We start from the raw sequence: 17,758 nt of genomic DNA on the forward strand, positions 1-17,758 counted from the left end.
CAATAGGTAGGTCTGCGAAGCGCAAAGTCAATTGGTGCGTTCATCAGGATTTCGGGAGGCGGGTTGTGAGCGGATTGGGTTTTGGCGTCGAGCCGCGTGCGCCTTATGCCGTGGACCCGTCACAGAGCCGGGGGCGTCTTGTGGACGAGCCCGACAGCCCGACCCGTACGCCCTACCAGCGCGACCGCGACCGCATCGTGCATTCGACGGCTTTCCGCCGGCTCAAGCACAAGACGCAGGTGTTCGTCTATCACGAGGGCGACCATTTCCGTACGCGGCTGACCCATACGATCGAGGTGGCGCAGATCGCCCGTGCCCTGGCGCGCGCGCTCCGGCTCGACGAGGATCTGGCCGAGGCGCTGGCGCTGGCCCATGACCTTGGCCATACGCCCTTCGGGCATACGGGCGAGGATCAGCTCGATCTCTGCCTCGCGCCCTATGGCGGCTTCGACCACAATGCACAGTCGCTCCGGATCGTGACCGAACTCGAGCGGCGCTATGCCGAGTTCGACGGGCTGAATCTTGCGTGGGAGACGCTGGAGGGGCTTGCCAAGCACAACGGGCCGCTGACGACGGCGGATCGGCAGCCGATCGGCAAATATGCGAGCAAGGGGTTGCCGGTGGCCTTCCTGAGCTATCCGGGCATCTGGGGCCTCGACCTTCACACCTATGCCAGCGCCGAAGCGCAGGCGGCGGCGATTGCCGATGACATCGCCTATGACGCCCATGACATCGACGATGGCCTCCGTGCCGGACTGTTCAAGATCGACGATCTCAGGGGACTGCCGCTGATCGGCGGGTTCCTGACGGCGATCGAGACGAAATATCCCGGTCTCGACGAGCATCGCACCATCAACGAGATCACGCGCAGGCTGATCACGGCCATGGTCGAAGACGTGATCCGGCATTCGCTTGCCAATTTCGACCGGTTGAAGCCGCGGTCGGCCGATGACGTGCGCAACGCCGGCGAGACTTGCGTGACCTTCTCCAGCGAAATGACGGCAATCGACAAGGCGATCAAGGGCTTCCTGTTTCCGCACATGTACCGGCATCCGGCGGTGATGCGCGTGCGCCGGGATGCCGACCGGGTGGTGAAGGACCTGTTCGATCGCTACTTCCTGCATCCGGACATGATGCCGGCGGAATGGCGCGAGGGGCTCGACAAGACCGACGACACCGTGCTGGCGCGCCGCGTGGCGGACTACATAGCCGGCATGACCGACCGCTTCGCCGTGCAGGAGCACCGGCGCTGGTTTGACGACACACCGGAATTGCGGTAGTCCCTCGGCCCGAATTTCCTGCGCAAAACGCGCTTCCGAGGTAGAAAATGAATATCTTCGATGTGTTCGGCGACCGGATCCGGGGCGCGATCAAGGGTCTTGGCCTCGCGATTGCCGATGCCGACCTCACGCGCATCTCCGTCGAACCGCCGCGCGACCCGAGCCACGGCGATCTCTCCACCAACGCGGCCATGGTGCTGTCCAAGCCGCTGGGGCTGAAGCCGCGCGAGCTGGCCGACAAGATCGTCGCAGCGCTCTCGGGCGATGCCGACGTGACCTCGATTGAGATCGCCGGTCCGGGCTTCATCAACCTGCGTCTTTCCACGAGCTTCTGGCTTGGTTTCCTGGGCGCTGCGCTGAAGCTTGGCGCCGACTATGGCCGCACGGGTTTCGGCAAGGGCAAGAAGGTCAACGTCGAATATGTGTCGGCCAACCCGACCGGGCCGATGCACGTGGGGCATTGCCGTGGCGCCGTGGTGGGCGACGCGCTGGCGCGCCTGCTGGCCAAGGCCGGCTTCGACGTGACCAAGGAATATTACATCAACGACGCCGGCGGGCAGATCGAAGTGCTGGCCCAGTCGGCCTTCCTGCGCTACCGCGAGGCGCTTGGCGAAGAGATCACCATTCCCGAGGGGCTCTATCCCGGCGACTATCTGAAGCCGGTGGGCGAAGCGCTGAAGGCGGCGTATGGCGACAAGCTGCTGTCCATGCCCGAGGCCGAGTGGGCGCCGATCGTGCGCAAGACCACCGTCGACCTGATGATGGACATGATCCGCTCCGATCTGGCGCTGCTGGATGTGCGGCACGACGTGTTTTTCTCGGAGAAGACGCTGCATGATCGGGTGGGCGACAAGGCCTCGATGATCGACGAGATGGTTGCCGAGTTCCGCGGTCGCGACCTTGTCTATGACGGCCGCCTGCCGCCGCCCAAGGGGCAGCTGCCGGAAGACTGGGAAGATCGCGAGCAGGTGCTGTTCCGCGCCTCGGCCTATGGCGACGACATCGACCGGCCGCTGATGAAGTCGGACGGCAGCTACACCTATTTTGCCGGCGACGTCGCCTACATGCGCGACAAGTATCTGCGCGGCTTCAAGGAAATGATCTTCATCCTCGGTGCCGACCATGGCGGCTATGTCAAGCGCCTGCAGGCGGTGGGCAACGCCATTTCCGGCGGGACCATCGATGTGGTGGTGCGCCTGTGCCAGCTCGTCAAGCTGTTCCGCGACGGCGAACCGGTGAAGATGAGCAAGCGCTCGGGCGACTTCGTCACGCTCGCTGACGTGGTGGAAGAAGTGGGCCGCGACGCCGTGCGCTTCATGATGCTGATGCGCAAGAACGACGCGCCGCTTGATTTCGACTTTGCCAAGGTGATGGAACAGTCCAAGGACAATCCCGTGTTCTATGTGCAATATGCACATGCACGTTGTCATTCGATCTTCCGTCAGGCGGGTGAGCAGGCTCCGGAAATCGACCTGAAAATTGTCGCGAACAGCCCACTTGAGCCTCTGACTGATTCGAGCGAGCTTGCGCTGGTCAGGAAACTGGCGGAGTTTCCGCGCATCATTGATGCCGCCGCCGACGCGCATGAGCCACACAGGGTTGCATTTTACCTGTACGAACTCGCCAGTGACTTCCATACCCATTGGAACCTCGGCAAGGAACAGGTACATTTGCGAATTGTTAACCCTGTTGACCCAGTGTTGACCAAAGCGCGCCTTGCTCTCGTGCAGGCGGTCAGCAACACGCTTGCGTCAGGTCTCGACGTTCTTGGGGTGAGTGCTCCGAACGAGATGCGGTGAGCGGAGGCTGACGCCGAACCGGGGAACGAGCGTTGCCAGAAGAGATTACGCGGCGGAAAGAACCAAGGTCGATGCTCAGAAGCAATGCTGCCGAACGGCGAGTGCCTGCGGGACAAGAGCCCGGCGTCTATGACGACGCCGAGGATCAGGAGATCCTTGCCGAACTCCTGAACATGCCCGGGCAGAAGCACCCGACACGTCTCGACGATTTCGCCGAAGCTCTGGCCGCCGAGCTGGACAGTGAAATCGCATCCATGAACCGCGTCGATCCCGTGACGGGCCGCGTCAGCCGCCCGTCGAATGCGCGCAAGCCGTCCTATGATCCGTGGGACGATGATGCGCTGGACGAGTTCCTCAACGAAGCCGAGCTGAGTGGCTATGACCTTTCAGCGCCGGACATGAACTTTGCGCCGCCCCAGCAAGGGCAGGGCGAAGAGCAGTCGCAGGGGCGCCGCCGTTTCGGCCTGATCGGCCTTGTGGCCGGCATTGCGCTCGCCGGCAGCCTTGGTGTTGCCGGTTGGATGGTGCTCAGTGGCGGGGCCGGTCTTGGCGAAGCGCCCTTCGTGAAGGCGCCGACCACACCGTTCAAGGTGGCTCCCGATCCGAGCGTGGCCGATGCTACGCCGACGCAGGAAGGCGAGGCGGTGTTCGACAGCGTGGGCGGTGTTCCGGCCAAGAGCGAAGAACGTCTGGTGACGCGCAACGAGCAGGTGCCCGAACTGCCGTCGGTGACGCCGCAGGTCTCTCGCGTGACCTTGCCGGATGGCCGCCAGGTGGATGCGGATCTGCCGGCGGGCATCGATCCGACCGACACCGGCGCACGCCGTGTCCGCACCGTGCTTGTGCGTCCTGACGGCACGCTGATCGAAAATCCTGACAGCGCTCCCGGTGCGTCCATGGCGCAGCCATCGCAGCCGCAGCAGCCTTCGGTGATGGATGCCATTGCCGCAGCCGATCCGTCTGTGCCGCAGTCTGAAGACGGCACGTCGGCGAGCGGCCTGCCGCCGCTTGCGTCCACCAACCAGACGACACCTCCCGACCCGGCACCGCAGCCGCCGGTCATTCAGTCCGTGACGCAGCCGGCGCCGGTGGCGGGACAGACCGGCGAGGCGCCGGCGATGCCTGACGCCACCGCTGCTGTTCCCACGATGACCAATGTGCCGCTGCCGACCGCGCGTCCGCCGGTGCCTCGTGCGACCGCCCAGGCGGCCGACGCAAATGGTCCGCTCGATCTTGCCGCCGCCGCGCAGACGACGCAGCCGGCTCCGGCCGCCGTTGCTGCGCCGCAGCCGGTGGCCCAGCAGCAGGTGGCGGAAGCGACCCCGGCGCCTGCCGTCCCGGCTTCGACGGGTGGTTCGGCGGCTTATGTGCAGCTGTCGTCGCAGCGGAGCGAAGATGCTGCCCTTGCGGCCTTCCGGTCGCTGCAGAAGAAGTTCCCCTCGGTGCTCTCCGGTGTGACGCCGGAAGTGCAGAAGGCCGATCTTGGTGCCAAGGGCATCTACTACCGCGTGAAGATCGGCAAGGCATCCAAGGCGGATGCGGTGAGCTTCTGCCAGTCGCTGAAGGACGCCGGGGGCGATTGCCTGATTACCCGCTGACCTGCGTTGTTGCTATGATCCAACATGAGCCGCGCTGGAACTTCATGCGAGTTCGGCGCGGCTTTTCGTTTGACAAGGGACTGCCATGACACTTGCCTTCGTCACCGGTATCGCCGGCTCCGACCTGTTGCCCGAAGAGCGCGCCTTCGTGCGTGACGCGGCGCCCTGGGGGCTGATCCTGTTCCGCCGCAATGTGGTGTCGACCGAACAGCTCAAGCGCCTGACGGCTGACTTCCGCGACGCCGTGGGTTGGAATGCCCCGGTGCTGGTGGACCAGGAAGGTGGCCGCGTGCAGCGTCTGACGGCGCCGAACTGGCCGAAATACCCCTCCGGCCTTCGCATTGCCGCGGCGGCGCGGCTTGCCGGCGACGAGACGCTGATCGCCGATGTGGCGCAGGTGATGGCCGAGGACATGCGCCTTGCCGGCATCACCATCGACTGCGCGCCTTGCCTTGATCTCTACATTCCCGGAGCAACCATCGCCATCGGTGACCGCTGCTATTCCGGCGATCCGCAGGTGGTGGCAGCGGCCGGGCGACAAATGGCCAACGGCTTGCTCGCCGGCGGCATCCTGCCGGTGATCAAGCACCTGCCGGGCCATGGCCGGGCCATGGTGGACAGCCATCACGAGCTGCCGGTTGTCAACGAGAGCCTCGACCTGTTGGCGGCATCCGATTTTGCCCCCTTCGTGGCGCTGGCCGACCTGCCGGCGGCGATGACGGCGCATCTCATCTACAAGGCCGTGGATCCTGATCGCCCGGCGACGCAATCGCCCATCGTGATCGGGGAGATCATCCGCGGGCTGATCGGGTTTGAGGGGCTGCTGTTCTCCGACGACCTCTCCATGAACGCGCTGAAGGGAACGCTGGGCGAGCGCGCCAGGGCGACCATTGCGGCCGGCTGCGATATGGCGCTGCATTGCAACGGGTTGATGGACGAGATGCGCCAGGTGGCGGCGGAAGCGCCGGAACTCAGCGGAAAAAGTCTCGAACGGGCCAACAAGGCATTGAACAGCGTTCCGGCTCCGTCGCATATGGATCGCGAGGCCGTGCTGGCGCGACTGGCGGCGGCTCTCGCCGTGCATGACGGCGCTGCTAGCATTTGAGCTTTGAAGGCGGAGCATGGGCAAGGCGGGCGATGAGGACTGGGGAGCCGAAGTGCCTGTCGTCGATGACGACGGGGAGGGCGCCTTTGTCGTCGATCTCGCCGGCTTCGAAGGACCGCTGGACCTGCTGCTGACGCTGGCGCGCAGCCAGAAGGTGGACCTTTCCCGCATCTCCATCCTGGCGCTGGCCAACCAGTATCTCGATTTCATCGAACGGCTGCGCGGGATGCGTCTGGAAGTGGCCGCCGACTATCTGGTGATGGCGGCCTGGCTCGCTTATCTCAAGTCGCGGCTGATGCTGCCGGTGGAGGAGAAGGCCGAAGACGAGCCGAGCGCGCAGGAGCTGGCCGAGCTGCTGGCGAAGCGCCTGAAGCGGCTGGAAGCCATCCGGCTAGCGACGGAGCTGCTGATCGCCCGCCCGAAGCTGGGCGTGGACGTTTTCGCCCGCGGCGCGCCGGAAGCGGTCGGCGTCGAGCGGCGCTTCGTGTGGGAAGCGAGCCTCTATGACCTGCTGGAAGCCTATGGCAGCCAGCGTCAGCGCGACATGGTGCGGGTGCATCACGTGCGCCGGCGGCAGGTGTGGGCGCTGGCGGACGCGCGCGAGATCCTCGAACGGCTGGTCGGCGCGATCCCCGACTGGTCGCCGATCGAGGCCTATCTGATCACCTACATGACCGGTCCGGAGTCGCGGGCCACGGTGCGCGCTTCGGCCTTTGCCGCCTCGCTGGAACTGGTGCGCGAGGGCAAGCTGGAGATCAGGCAGTCGGAGCCCTTCGCGCCCATCTATCTGCGCAAGGGCAGCGGCAAGCCCGATGACGGAAGCGAGCCGGACACGGCGAGCACGGAGGAAACGCCATGAGCCGACAGGACGACCACGAGGGCCATGCGGGGCTGCACGTGCTCAAGGGCAATCGCACGCCCGAGGAGCACGAGCGCTGGATCGACGCGCTGCGCTCGGTGGAGGCCATCCTGTTCGCCGCGCAGGACCCGCTGTCGGTGGAGGAAATCGCCGAACGGCTGGGACCGGGCGTCGACATCAAGCGGGTGCTCAGGGACCTCAAGACCATGTATGCCTCGCGCGGCGTCAACCTCGTGGAGGTGGCGGGCAGCTGGATGTTCCGCACCGCGCCGGACCTCGCCCATCTGATGCGCAAGCAGGCGGTGGAGACGCGCAAGCTGTCGCGCCCGGCGCTGGAGACGCTGGCCATCGTGGCCTATCACCAACCGGTGACGCGCGCCGAGATCGAGGAAATCCGCGGCATCACCACCGCCAAGGGCACGCTGGACGTGCTGCTGGAGACCGGCTGGATCCGCATGCGCGGCCGCCGCAAGGTTCCGGGGCGACCGCTGACCTACGGCACCACCGACACCTTCCTCAGTCATTTCGGCCTGGAAGCCATCACCGATCTGCCCGGTCTCGACGACCTCAAGGGCGCCGGCTTCATCGAAGGCGTGGTGCCGCAGGGCTTCTCCATCCCGGTGCCGCGCGACGGGGACAGCCTGCTGCCGGACGAAGAGCCGCTGACGGAAGTGGACCTGATCAACCTCGCGCCGTTGCCGGTGGAGGAGTGAGAGGTGAGCGAATTGAACATGTTAGCTTGTTCAAACAGACAACGTGCAGAGGTGCTGGTCGGGGAGCCGTGGAACTTCGAGTCCAGCGCAGGTAAAGGCCGCCTCACCCTGAAATTCTATGGCAAATTCGTATATAATAACAAATATTATTCTATTGCCAAATGCACACCGTTCCTGTGGAAGGGGGCTATAGTTTCTAAGGTCTTTGTATCATTTAGGCATATTCCAGATTTTAACTCTAATGACTATCAGGTGTATTTGGTTTTTCACGTATTTGGAAAACGCATTCGACCAAAGGATATAAGCTTTGACGATGAGAACCTTGGGTTCATCATTGGTGGACTGAAACTGATGTAGTCACAATCCAGCGGAAATGAGTGAGATTTCCGAAGTACAAGACGGCGGCTTTCAGGCGGTACGAAGGCCTCAACCCGCTTCTGGTTTCAGTGACGCAGCGTAAATGCGCTGCTTCTCAGCCTCAACTTTGGCTCCTTCCATGCAGAAGAAAGTTACATCCGCACCGTCAGAATATACAGGTTCCCCGTTCAAGCTCATTTCATGGAATGGAGGACTTGGCCCCTTGCGTCATCCTGAAAACATGTGCGAGAGGTTCAGGATTGATGTCGGCGCTTGTACTGCCGGCTAGGGAATCCTTGGTATGGCGTCTTCCTCTTCCAGCGATGTCGACTCGATTGTGCCGGTGCGGCCCCGGCGCGGGACGGCGGCGGCGACGATTGCGGCGAGTCTCTCGTTCGAGAACATCATTCATGCCTATGACGGCGTGCCGGCGATCAAGGACGTGAGCCTGACTGTCGAGCCGGGGCGGATCCTGTGCCTGCTCGGGCCGTCGGGCTGCGGCAAGTCCACCATGTTGCGCATTGCCGCGGGGCTGGAGCAGCCGCTGTCGGGGCGGGTGACCATCGGCGGGGTGGAGGTGACGGGGCCGGATCGCTTCGTGCCGCCGGAAAGGCGCGGCGTGGGGCTGATGTTCCAGGACTATGCGCTGTTCCCGCACATGAGCATCAAGGCCAATGTGATGTTCGGGCTCACCTCGCTCGACCGGCGCGAGGCGGAGCGGGCGGCGCTGGCGGCGCTGGCGCGGGTGGGGCTGGAGTCCCATGCCGAAGACTATCCGCATGCGCTGTCTGGCGGCGAGCAGCAGCGCGTGGCGCTGGCGCGGGCCATCGTGCCGCGTCCGTCGGTGCTGCTGATGGACGAGCCCTTCTCGGGGCTCGACAGCCGTCTGCGCGACAGCGTGCGCGACGAAACGCTGGCGGTGCTGCGGGAAAGCCGGGCGACGGCGGTGATCGTGACCCATGATCCCGAGGAAGCGCTGCGCATGGCCGACCATGTGGCGCTGATGCGCAAGGGGCGGCTGGTGCAGTTCGACACGCCGGAGCGGGTCTATTCGCATCCGGCGGACATCAAGGCGGCGCGATTCTTCTGCGAACTCAACGAGATTGAGGCCGTGGCGCGCGGCGGCCGCGTGGAGACGCCGCTCGGTACCTTCAGCGCGGGCGCGGTGCCGGACGGGGCCAAGGCGACGGTGTGCATCCGACTGCCGGGCGTGCTGATCGGCGAGCCGGGGCAGGGGGCGGCGGCGCGCGTGGTGCGCCAGCGGTTCCTCGGCGTGGTCTGGCTGGTGGAGCTGGCGGTGGAGGGGATCGACGGGCTGATCTCCGCCCGCGTGCGCAATCCGGATGCGCTGCAGCCGGGCAAGGATGTGGGCGTCAGCGCCGATCCGCGCGACGTGCTGGTGTTTGCCGCGTGACGAGACTGTCAATTTTGCCGTGGACATTGTCCTGGACAGTGTTCGGTACTAAATGTCCGGCTAAGGTGGGTGTTGCGCACGGGCTTTGTTGCGATGGTCTGACCATTGTGCAAGAGTGCGGCACGTTTGGTGTGGGTCGATGACCCGGGAGTAAGTGATATGGGTTCGCTGAGCATCTGGCACTGGCTGATTGTGCTGGTCGTCGTCCTTCTTCTGTTCGGCAAGGGCAAGATTCCCGAGCTGATGGGTGATTTCGCCAAGGGCATCAAGAGCTTCAAGAAGGGCCTGTCGGAAGACGAAGAAAAGGCTGCCGACGCCAAGGCGCTCGATTCCCAGCCGGGCACGCCAGTGTCGAAGTCGGAAGACCAGAGCAAGGTCTGACTTTCGCCGCTTTGCTGGAAAAAGCTCCCCCGGACACGCGGGGAGCCTTTCTTGCGCCTTTGATCCGCTGAGATGGACGTGGCCGAATGTTTGAAGTTGGCTGGAGCGAAATCCTGGTGATCGCCATTGTGGCGCTCATCGTGTTTCCCACGAAGGATCTGCCGAAACTCTTGCGCACCGTCGGTCAGGTGGTGGGAAAGGCGCGGCGGATGGCGGGGGACTTCCAGTCGCAGTTCAACGCGGCCCTGAAGGAAGCCGAGCGCGAGATTGACCTTGAGAATACCAAGGAAGGTCTGAAGTCGATCAATCCGATGACCGATCTGCGCAAGACGCTTGATCCGATTCGCTCGCTTGGCGACGACATCAAGAAGTCGGTGACGGCAGCTTCCACGGTCACCCCGGCTGCGACGGCCTCAACGGTGGATGGCCCGATGGATCTGGGCAAGCTGGTGAGCGAGCCGGCCCCGGCTGCCGCAACCGAGCCGGTGGCAGCGCCGACGGTTCAGCCGGTTGCTGAGCCCGTGGCCCAGCCGGTGGCTGCCTCTGTGACCGAGACCAAGGAAGGAGGCGCCGCATGAGCGCCGATGACGACGAGATCGAGGCCTCCAAGGCGCCTCTCATCGAGCATCTCAAGGAACTGCGGTCGCGCCTGTTGAAGTCCATCTTGGCGCTGCTGGTCTGCTTCCTGGTCTGCTTCTATTTTGCCAACGATATCTTCAACATCCTGGTGGTGCCCTTCGAGCGGGCCGCCGGTGCCGACCAGCATGTGCAGCTAATCTATACCGCGCCGCAGGAGTATTTCTTCACCCAGCTGCGTCTGGCGCTGTTCGGTGCCTTCTTCATCGCCTTTCCGGTGATCGCCACGCAGATCTACATGTTCGTGGCCCCGGGGCTCTACAAGCACGAGCGGCAGGCCTTCCTGCCTTATCTGGTGGCGACGCCGGTGCTGTTCCTCTGCGGTGCGCTGCTGGTCTATTTTGCGGTGATGCCCGGCATCCTGCATTTCTTCATGGCGATGCAGCAGGCCGGCGGCAACGGCAAGGCGGAAATCTCGCTGCTGCCGAAGGTGTCGGAATATCTGAGCCTGATTGAGACGCTGATCTTCGCCTTCGGGATCGTGTTCCAGCTTCCCGTGGTGCTGACGCTGGTGGCGCGCATCGGCCTGATTGACGAAAATGACCTCAAGAGGTGGCGGCGCTATGCGATCCTGCTGTCCTTCGTGGCGGCTGCCATCCTGACGCCGCCCGATCCGCTCAGCCAAATCATGCTTGCGGTTCCGACCATGCTTCTCTACGAAGTGTCCATCGTTGCCGTCAGATTCATGAAGAAGCGCAGCGAGAGCCGGGACGTAGCCACCACCGAAGACTGATGGCGGCATTCCCTCTCGTTGCGGGGAAGCCTCAAATGCTCGATATCAAGTGGATTCGCGAAGATCGTGATGCTCTCAAGCGCGCGCTGATGCGCCGCGGGCAGTCGGAAGAGGCCGCCGAGGCGGTGGTTGCCGACGTCATTGCCCGCGACGATGCGCGCCGCGCCCATATCAAGGCGCTGCAGGAAGCGCAGGAACGCCGCAACTCCGCCTCCAAGGAAATCGGCAAGGCCAAGGCTTCGGGTGACAACACCCGCGCCGCCGAGCTGATGGAAGAAGTGGCCAAGAGCAAGGCCTTCATCCAGGACGGCGAAGCGACCGAACGCGAACTCGATGCCGCGCTGGACTATGCGCTGGCGACCATCCCGAATTTCCCGCTCGACGACGTGCCACAAGGCGCCGACGAGAAGGACAATGTCGAGCATCACCGCCACGGCAGCCCGCGCGAGATCAACTGGGCCAAGGAGCATTTCGAACTCGGTGAGGGCCTCGGCCTGATGGACTTCGAACGCGCCGCCAAGCTGGCCGGCGCCCGCTTCACGGTGCTGAAGGGCAATCTGGCCCGGCTCGAGCGCGCGCTCGGCCAGTTCATGCTGAACCTGCACACCACCGAGCATGGCTATACGGAAGTGATCCCGCCGCTGATGGTGCGCGACGAGGTGATGTATGGCACGGGCCAGCTGCCCAAGTTCGCCGAGGATCTGTTCAAGACCACAGATGGCCGCTGGTTGATCCCCACCGCCGAAGTGCCGCTGACCAATCTGATCCGCGAGGAAATCCTCGACGAGAAGGATCTGCCGCTGCGCATGACGGCGCTGACGCCGTGCTTCCGCTCGGAAGCGGGCTCCGCCGGTCGCGACACCCGCGGCATGCTGCGCCAGCACCAGTTCAACAAGGTGGAGCTGGTGTCGATCACCTCCGCCGACACGTCGATTGCCGAGCATGAACGCATGCTGGGCTGCGCCGAAGAGGTGCTGAAGCGCCTCGGCCTCAGCTATCGCGTGGTGACGCTGTGCACCGGCGACATGGGCTTCGGTTCCCAGAAGACCTATGACATCGAGGTGTGGCTGCCGGGCCAGAAGACCTTCCGCGAGATCTCGTCCTGCTCGGTCTGCGGCGACTTCCAGGGCCGCCGGATGAACGCGCGCTATCGCCCGACCGGTGAGCCGAAGGGCACGCGCTTCGTCCACACGCTGAACGGTTCGGGCGTGGCGGTCGGCCGCGCGCTGATCGCGGTTATGGAAACCTACCAGAACGAAGACGGCTCGATCACCGTGCCGGACGTGCTGGTGCCGCTGATGGGTGGGATCACCCGTCTCGAAAAGGCCTGAAGGGAGACCCGCGTCACGCGGGGAGCGACATGCGCATCCTGATTTCCAATGACGACGGCTTCGGCGCTCCGGGGATCCTGGCGCTGGAGCGTGTGGCGCGTCAGTTGACGGATGACGTGTGGGTGGTGGCGCCGGAGACCGATCAGTCCGGGCTGGCGCACTCGCTGACGCTGCATGACCCCCTCAGGGCGCGCGAGATCGACAATCGGCATTTCGCCGTGCGCGGCACGCCGACCGATTGCGTGATCATGGCGATCCGGCAGTTGATGCCGGATGCGCCCGATCTGGTGCTGTCGGGCATCAATGCCGGCGCCAACATCGCCGATGACGTCACCTATTCCGGCACGGTGGCCTGCGCCATCGAAGCGACGCTGCTCGGCGTCCCGGCCATTGCCCTGAGCCAGGCCTATGACTGGGGCGGCAATGGCACGATCCCCTACGACACGGCTGAGGCGCATGCGGGGGGCATTCTCAAGCGGGTCTGGGAGCAGGGCATTCGCAAGGGGACGCTGGTCAATGTCAATTTCCCCGACTGCGCGCCGGACAGGGTTGCCGGCGTCGAGGTGACGCGGCAGGGAACCTTCGATCACGGCATCAAGGTCGACGCACGCGTCGATGCGCGCAAGAAGGCCTATTACTGGCTTGCCTACGCGCGCGGAGAGTGTGAGTCGGCCGTGGGTACGGACGCCTATGCCATTGACAACAAGAGAATTTCTGTCACGCCCATGCGGCTTGACCTGACGGACCACGACGGTCTCTCCCGGCTGAAGTCCGCCTTCTGAAGGGCCGGGATTTCAACAGGTTTTCCACAGACGCAATAATTCTGAAAGATGATGCTCGGATTTACGATGCATCAAAGAGATTGACCTAATTTTAGCCATGGATTTCGGGGATGCCGGCCCGGATTTTGTCTGGTTCTGCATGAGAGTATGGGTCGTTGATGAAACCCTTTGACCTGGACAGGGTAGCCATGGCGGAGCTGACGATGAAGCTCCGCGGCATTGGAATAACCGATACGCGTCTGTTGGCCGCCCTGGAAACGATCCCCCGACGATTGTTCATTTCCGCCGCCTATCAGGCCAGCGCCTATCTCGACCGCTCCGTTCCGATCGAGTGCGGGCAGACGCTCAATGCGCCGTCGATTGTTGCCACCATGGTGGCGGCGCTGGATGTGCGGCCGGAGAATCGCGTGCTGGAAGTGGGCTGCGGTACAGGCTTTCAGGCGTCCATCCTGTCCAAGCTGGCGAGCCATGTGGTGACCATGGACCGCTTCCGGACGCTGATCGACATCGCCGAGGACCGGTTCACGGCGCTGAAGATCAACAATATCACAGCCTTGCTGGGCGATGGCCTCGAGGGCTTCACCCGGCATGCGCCCTATGATCGCATCCTGGTGGATGGAGCGGTGGAGAAGGTACCGACGGCGCTGCTTGACCAGCTGGCCGATCGCGGATCGCTGGTGGCGCCGGTGGGTGCGGGTAACGTGCAGACCCTTGTCCGCATCACGCGCGACGGGCGCCTGTTCCACCGGGTTGAGCTGGGCACCGTCAGGACATTTCCATTGAAGGAAGGCGTGGCCCGCAAGCTGTGAGTCGCAGCCTGCAAGCGCCGTCGCAGGGCAGAAGCGTCGTCGGACGCTCGGATTTGCCTGCCTGATTTTTGTGATAATTCCGCCATTTCTGCGATGTGAAGGCGCGGCATTTTCGTCGCCTTAAGCCTTTATCAACGTTACTGCGGCTTAATCATTGCCAGTTGTGTTGCACTGTCGCGAGACCTGAAGACCATGAGTAGCTTTGCGAAGTCTGATAGAACCCGCTTACTGGCGCAGGCAGCCTTTGTGGGCCTTATGACCAGCGCTCTTGCCGGGTGCAGTTCCGATGTGAGTCGTTTCGGTGATGTCTTCGAACCGACGAGCAATGAGAGCCAGATCGTCGGCAGTACGGGCGGCATGCGTCCCGATCCGATGACGACGGGATCCATACAGTCCCAGCCGGTCTACACGCCGGCTCCGGTGGCCTCGACCGCGCCGCTGACCTCGACGGCCTTGCCGCCGCCTCCGGGTGCCACTGCCAGCAACGCGCCCTTCGTGCGCAACGATGGCAACTCGTCGCTGTCGGCGCTGCCGGCTCCGACCAACATGCAGACGGCTGCGATTGCCAACACCACCGGCTGGACGCCGACCAATGGCACGGCGGTGACGCTGCGTCAGGGCGATACGCTGCAGGTTCTGTCGCGCCGCTACGGCGTGCCGGAAGCGGCGATCGTTTCGGCCAACGGCATCGGCCCGAACACGCCGCTGCGCGTCGGTCAGCAGATCATCATTCCGGGCAACAACGGGACGCATGTTGCGTCGGCCCAGCCGACACTGCCGTCGTCGCCGACGCTGGGGACCATGACCGTGCCGCCGTCCCGTCCGGCGATCACCGCGCAGACCACCATTCCGTCCACGCATGTGGCAGGCGGCACCGTCTACGTGGTCAAGCCCGGCGACAGCCTCGGCAAGGTGGCCAACAGCTTCGGCCTGCGTTCGGCGGAAGTGGCCAAGGCCAACGGCTTTGCGCCCGATCAGCCGATCCGCATCGGCCAGAAGCTGGTGATCCCGGTGGCCGGTGCCCAAGTGGCCTCGGCGGCACCGACCGCCACGGCGACCGATGCTCTTCCGTCCGTGCCGCTGCCGGCGACCAATGGCAAGCCGCCCGTCGCGACGCTTCCCGCCGCTCCGCAGCAGCCGACGCAGGTTGCCGCCGTTGCGCCGCCGCAGGTGGTGACGCCTGCCAGCCTGACGACGACCAGCGCGTCCACGACGTCTTCCGCTGCTGACGGCAGCTTCCGTTGGCCGGTGCGCGGGCGCGTGATCTCCGCCTATGGCTCCAAGCCCGGTGGCGAGCGCAACGACGGCATCAACATCGAGGTGCCCGAGGGCACGCCGATCAAGGCGGCCGAGGGCGGCGAGGTGATCTATGCCGGCAATGAGCTCAAGGGCTTCGGCAACCTGATCCTGGTCAAGCATCCGAACGGCTTCGTGTCGGCCTATGCGCATGCCAGCGAAATCCTGGTTCGCCGTGGCGACCAGATCATGCGCGGCCAGACCATCGCCAAGGTGGGCCAGTCGGGCAACGTGACACGCCCGCAGCTGCATTTCGAACTGCGCCAGGGCAACCGTCCGGTGGATCCGCTGCCGCTGCTGTCCGGCTGATCGATATTGCTGGAAATAAAAAGGCTCCGAATCCAAGTGGTTCGGAGCCTTTTTTCATTTGAAGTGTCAGCAGTGGATCAATCGTGCAGCGTCAGCTTGTGGGCCTTGCAGAAATCCACCGGGCCGCGGTTCTTGTAGCCGTCGGCAAACAGCGCCTGAACGGTGAGAACGCAAGGGTTGCCGGGCTGGAAATCGATCTCGATGGAGCCGCCCGGAGCGACCGACACATAGGAGCTGGCGGCCAGACCGGGCACGCCGGCAGCCCCGGCTTCGAACGAGGTCATGGCGACCGAGCGGTTGTTGATGATGGTGGCGTGCTGCGGCACCGTGGTTTCCTGGGCCTGAGCCAGGGCCGGAACCAGCAGGACTGCGGCGATAGCAAGAGTGGACAGACGCATTTCAAAACTCCCCGTGATTTGCGCAAGGACGTCATTAGCGCAAGGGCATGTTCGCGTCATGATGGTAGTGTGGCGAAGTTGAGAAACTTTCTGTCGTGATCTTGATCACGAGGGGCGAGCCGGTCTTGCGGCCGGCGCGCCACGCCTTTTGTCACTTCCAGCCGTCAGGGAAGATGCGCTCGTCTTCGGCGACGCAGGCGATCTGCTGTTCGGAGGCCTGGCGGTCGCGCTGGGAGAAATAGGCGCCGGCGGCCTGACCATTGGCGCAGATTGGCTTGGCGATCACGCCATAGCCGTGGGAGGAGAGGCAGCTTGCCACATAGCGTTCGCGCAGGTCGGCGTTGACGTCGCGGGTGGAGACGGTTTCGGGAAAGTCGAAGCCACCTTCCTCGCGGCACATCTGCACGCCGTCATCGATCTCGCGGCAGCGGATGAAGCCGTCGCTGTGGTGGCCGGGGTGCACAGTGGTGACCATCACCTGCGGGATCTTGTAGATGGAATCGATGCGGCACTGGTCGGCGACACTCTGCCGCTCGGCAAAGGACGAGCCGGGCTTGTAGACCACCGCCACCGGGCCGGACATGCAGCCCCCGAGCAGCAGGCCGATCAACAGGATCGACTTCTTCATGATTTTCCTCCCTCAAGGGTGGCCATGGCCAGGCGCCCCGCCAGATCCTGGACGAACTGCCAGGCGACACGTCCCGATCGGGCGCCGCGCGTGGTCGCCCATTCGAGCGCCTCGGCACGGAGCTGATCGGCCTCCACCTTCAGCTCCATGGCTGCCACATAACCGGTGACCATGTCGAGATAGTCGTCCTGCGAGCATTTGTGGAAGCCGATCCACAGGCCGAAGCGGTCGGACAGCGACACTTTTTCCTCGACGGCTTCGCCGGGGTTGATGGCGGTGGACCGCTCGTTCTCCATCATGTCGCGCGGCAGGAGATGGCGGCGGTTGGAGGTGGCGTAGAAGAGCACATTCTCGGGGCGCCCCTCGATGCCGCCTTCAAGGACGGCCTTCAGCGACTTGTAGGACGTGTCGTCGTGATCGAAGGAGAGGTCGTCGCAGAAGACGATGAAGCGATAGGCGGCTTCGCGCAGCAGCGTCATCAGCTCGGGCAGGCTCTCGATGTCCTCGCGGTGGATCTCGATCAGCTTGAGAGGCTTGAAGCGGTCGTCGCCGGCGTGGCGCGCATTGACGGCGGCCTGCGCCGCCTTGACCAGCGACGACTTGCCCATGCCGCGCGCGCCCCAGAGCAGCGCGTTGTTGGCCGGCAAGCCGCGGGCGAAGCGCTCGGTGTTCTCGACGATCAGGTCGCGGCTGCGGTCGACGCCCTTGAGCAGGCCGATGTCGACGCGGTTGACCTTGGCGACCGGCTGGAGCGAGCGGCTGGTCTGGGCCCAGACGAAGGCGTCGGCCGCGTCGAAGTCGGGTGCGACCGTTCGCGCCGGTGCCAGTGCCGCCAGCAGCGAGACGATGGACTGAAGGTGACTGTTCAGCAGGTGGATCGGATCGTCGCTCATGGTGGCTCCGTCATGCAGTGAAGACGGGAGCATAAATCAAAGGGCAAGGAGCTTGGCAATTGCAGGGGCGGCGCCAGCGGTACGCCGGTGAAGAATGTCGCGGGTGAGTGAAGGATAAAAGACGGGTAGAGGCGCCCGGTGTGATACTTAGCCCGCACCGGGAGGCTGTCGTTGCGCCTGCCAATCAAATGTGGGGCTGCACTGGAAAAAGTGCGGGGAGACGCCACATGCAGGGCCGGGCGAGGTCCGGGGCAGGGAGCTCGACCGTCATGGTACTCAGTTGTTTGCCTGAGAGCCATCGTGGTTGGCGGGGTGGAAAGCGGAAAGTTCGGTGCGCCTCTTGAATTGATTTCAGCGCAAACCCAACCTTCCGTTTGCATTGGCGCGCAGCCTGAGTATATTCCGGCCACTTTTAGGGTGGCGCCTGCACTGCGTTC

At 64.1% G+C, this 17,758-nt stretch carries 18 protein-coding genes; 15 read left to right on the forward strand and 3 right to left on the reverse strand.

Annotation, left to right across the window (positions count from 1 at the left end):
- Positions 1 to 65: 65 nt before the first annotated feature.
- The 15 genes from L2I41_RS01890 to L2I41_RS01960 all read left to right on the forward strand — a co-directional run bounded on the left by L2I41_RS01890 (position 66) and on the right by L2I41_RS01960 (position 15,402).
- Positions 66 to 1,280 (forward strand): deoxyguanosinetriphosphate triphosphohydrolase, encoded by a 1,215-nt coding sequence (locus tag L2I41_RS01890; RefSeq protein WP_237151799.1) that lies wholly within the window; start codon positions 66 to 68, stop codon positions 1,278 to 1,280.
- 47 nt (positions 1,281 to 1,327) lie between these two features.
- Positions 1,328 to 3,079 (forward strand): arginine--tRNA ligase, encoded by a 1,752-nt coding sequence (gene argS / locus L2I41_RS01895; protein WP_237151800.1) that lies wholly within the window; start codon positions 1,328 to 1,330, stop codon positions 3,077 to 3,079.
- Between the two features lie 71 nt (positions 3,080 to 3,150).
- Complete coding sequence (locus tag L2I41_RS01900) at positions 3,151 to 4,677, forward strand: SPOR domain-containing protein (protein ID WP_237151801.1); 1,527 nt, start codon at positions 3,151 to 3,153, stop codon at positions 4,675 to 4,677.
- 85 nt (positions 4,678 to 4,762) lie between these two features.
- Entirely contained in the window at positions 4,763 to 5,782 is a 1,020-nt protein-coding gene (gene nagZ / locus L2I41_RS01905) for a beta-N-acetylhexosaminidase (protein WP_237151802.1), read from the forward strand.
- Between the two features lie 16 nt (positions 5,783 to 5,798).
- Complete coding sequence (locus tag L2I41_RS01910) at positions 5,799 to 6,641, forward strand: segregation and condensation protein A (protein ID WP_237151803.1); 843 nt, start codon at positions 5,799 to 5,801, stop codon at positions 6,639 to 6,641.
- A complete protein-coding gene (gene scpB, locus L2I41_RS01915) occupies positions 6,638 to 7,354 on the forward strand; it encodes an SMC-Scp complex subunit ScpB (protein ID WP_237151804.1) in 717 nt (238 codons plus the stop codon). Before L2I41_RS01910 ends, scpB begins: the two co-directional genes overlap by 4 nt.
- 3 nt (positions 7,355 to 7,357) lie before the next feature.
- On the forward strand, positions 7,358 to 7,711 hold the full coding sequence (locus L2I41_RS01920; protein ID WP_237151805.1) for a hypothetical protein: 354 nt from the start codon (positions 7,358 to 7,360) through the stop codon (positions 7,709 to 7,711).
- A gap of 301 nt (positions 7,712 to 8,012) precedes the next feature.
- Positions 8,013 to 9,125, forward strand: coding sequence for an ABC transporter ATP-binding protein (locus L2I41_RS01925; protein ID WP_237151806.1), 1,113 nt, complete (start codon positions 8,013 to 8,015; stop codon positions 9,123 to 9,125).
- A gap of 159 nt (positions 9,126 to 9,284) precedes the next feature.
- A complete protein-coding gene (locus L2I41_RS01930; RefSeq protein WP_237151807.1) occupies positions 9,285 to 9,506 on the forward strand; it encodes a twin-arginine translocase TatA/TatE family subunit in 222 nt (73 codons plus the stop codon).
- A gap of 86 nt (positions 9,507 to 9,592) precedes the next feature.
- Entirely contained in the window at positions 9,593 to 10,084 is a 492-nt protein-coding gene (gene tatB / locus L2I41_RS01935) for a Sec-independent protein translocase protein TatB (protein WP_237151808.1), read from the forward strand.
- Positions 10,081 to 10,875, forward strand: coding sequence for a twin-arginine translocase subunit TatC (gene tatC / locus L2I41_RS01940; protein WP_237151809.1), 795 nt, complete (start codon positions 10,081 to 10,083; stop codon positions 10,873 to 10,875). Before tatB ends, tatC begins: the two co-directional genes overlap by 4 nt.
- Before the next feature lie 35 nt (positions 10,876 to 10,910).
- A complete protein-coding gene (gene serS / locus L2I41_RS01945) occupies positions 10,911 to 12,206 on the forward strand; it encodes a serine--tRNA ligase (protein ID WP_237151810.1) in 1,296 nt (431 codons plus the stop codon).
- Between the two features lie 29 nt (positions 12,207 to 12,235).
- Complete coding sequence (gene surE, locus L2I41_RS01950; protein ID WP_237151811.1) at positions 12,236 to 12,988, forward strand: 5'/3'-nucleotidase SurE; 753 nt, start codon at positions 12,236 to 12,238, stop codon at positions 12,986 to 12,988.
- Positions 12,989 to 13,176: 188 nt separating this feature from the next.
- Positions 13,177 to 13,797 carry a protein-L-isoaspartate(D-aspartate) O-methyltransferase gene (locus L2I41_RS01955; RefSeq protein ID WP_237151812.1) on the forward strand — a complete coding sequence of 207 codons (621 nt, stop codon included), beginning with the start codon at positions 13,177 to 13,179 and terminating at the stop codon, positions 13,795 to 13,797.
- A 288-nt stretch (positions 13,798 to 14,085) separates the two neighbouring features.
- Positions 14,086 to 15,402: a peptidoglycan DD-metalloendopeptidase family protein gene (locus L2I41_RS01960; RefSeq protein ID WP_237151813.1), complete on the forward strand. Its 1,317-nt coding sequence runs from the start codon at positions 14,086 to 14,088 to the stop codon at positions 15,400 to 15,402.
- A 77-nt stretch (positions 15,403 to 15,479) separates the two neighbouring features.
- Here the strand turns inward: L2I41_RS01960 and L2I41_RS01965 are convergent, their stop codons facing one another.
- The 3 genes from L2I41_RS01965 to L2I41_RS01975 form a co-directional block, all read right to left on the reverse strand.
- Entirely contained in the window at positions 15,480 to 15,800 is a 321-nt protein-coding gene (locus tag L2I41_RS01965) for a hypothetical protein (RefSeq protein WP_237151814.1), read from the reverse strand.
- A 151-nt stretch (positions 15,801 to 15,951) separates the two neighbouring features.
- Positions 15,952 to 16,428 carry a hypothetical protein gene (locus L2I41_RS01970; protein ID WP_237151815.1) on the reverse strand — a complete coding sequence of 159 codons (477 nt, stop codon included), beginning with the start codon at positions 16,426 to 16,428 and terminating at the stop codon, positions 15,952 to 15,954.
- Positions 16,425 to 17,321: an ATP-binding protein gene (locus L2I41_RS01975; RefSeq protein ID WP_237151816.1), complete on the reverse strand. Its 897-nt coding sequence runs from the start codon at positions 17,319 to 17,321 to the stop codon at positions 16,425 to 16,427. Before L2I41_RS01975 ends, L2I41_RS01970 begins: the two co-directional genes overlap by 4 nt.
- Positions 17,322 to 17,758 lie beyond the last annotated feature (437 nt).

The organism is Oryzibacter oryziterrae (genome assembly GCF_021864535.1).
Taxonomy (GTDB): Bacteria; Pseudomonadota; Alphaproteobacteria; order Rhizobiales; family Pleomorphomonadaceae; genus Pleomorphomonas; species Pleomorphomonas oryziterrae.

Excerpts from the sequence above, each read along its gene's own strand:
- argS (WP_237151800.1), top strand. The coding sequence starts at position 1,328 with ATGAATATCTTCGATGTGTTCGGCGACCGGATCCGGGGCGCGATCAAG.
- L2I41_RS01900 (WP_237151801.1), top strand. The coding sequence starts at position 3,151 with ATGCTCAGAAGCAATGCTGCCGAACGGCGAGTGCCTGCGGGACAAGAG.
- nagZ (WP_237151802.1), top strand. The coding sequence starts at position 4,763 with ATGACACTTGCCTTCGTCACCGGTATCGCCGGCTCCGACCTGTTGCCC.
- L2I41_RS01910 (WP_237151803.1), top strand. The coding sequence starts at position 5,799 with ATGGGCAAGGCGGGCGATGAGGACTGGGGAGCCGAAGTGCCTGTCGTC.
- scpB (WP_237151804.1), top strand. The coding sequence starts at position 6,638 with ATGAGCCGACAGGACGACCACGAGGGCCATGCGGGGCTGCACGTGCTC.
- L2I41_RS01925 (WP_237151806.1), top strand. The coding sequence starts at position 8,013 with ATGGCGTCTTCCTCTTCCAGCGATGTCGACTCGATTGTGCCGGTGCGG.
- L2I41_RS01930 (WP_237151807.1), top strand. The coding sequence starts at position 9,285 with ATGGGTTCGCTGAGCATCTGGCACTGGCTGATTGTGCTGGTCGTCGTC.
- tatB (WP_237151808.1), top strand. The coding sequence starts at position 9,593 with ATGTTTGAAGTTGGCTGGAGCGAAATCCTGGTGATCGCCATTGTGGCG.
- tatC (WP_237151809.1), top strand. The coding sequence starts at position 10,081 with ATGAGCGCCGATGACGACGAGATCGAGGCCTCCAAGGCGCCTCTCATC.
- serS (WP_237151810.1), top strand. The coding sequence starts at position 10,911 with ATGCTCGATATCAAGTGGATTCGCGAAGATCGTGATGCTCTCAAGCGC.
- surE (WP_237151811.1), top strand. The coding sequence starts at position 12,236 with ATGCGCATCCTGATTTCCAATGACGACGGCTTCGGCGCTCCGGGGATC.
- L2I41_RS01955 (WP_237151812.1), top strand. The coding sequence starts at position 13,177 with ATGGCGGAGCTGACGATGAAGCTCCGCGGCATTGGAATAACCGATACG.
- L2I41_RS01965 (WP_237151814.1), bottom strand. The coding sequence starts at position 15,800 with ATGCGTCTGTCCACTCTTGCTATCGCCGCAGTCCTGCTGGTTCCGGCC.
- L2I41_RS01970 (WP_237151815.1), bottom strand. The coding sequence starts at position 16,428 with ATGAAGAAGTCGATCCTGTTGATCGGCCTGCTGCTCGGGGGCTGCATG.
- L2I41_RS01975 (WP_237151816.1), bottom strand. The coding sequence starts at position 17,321 with ATGAGCGACGATCCGATCCACCTGCTGAACAGTCACCTTCAGTCCATC.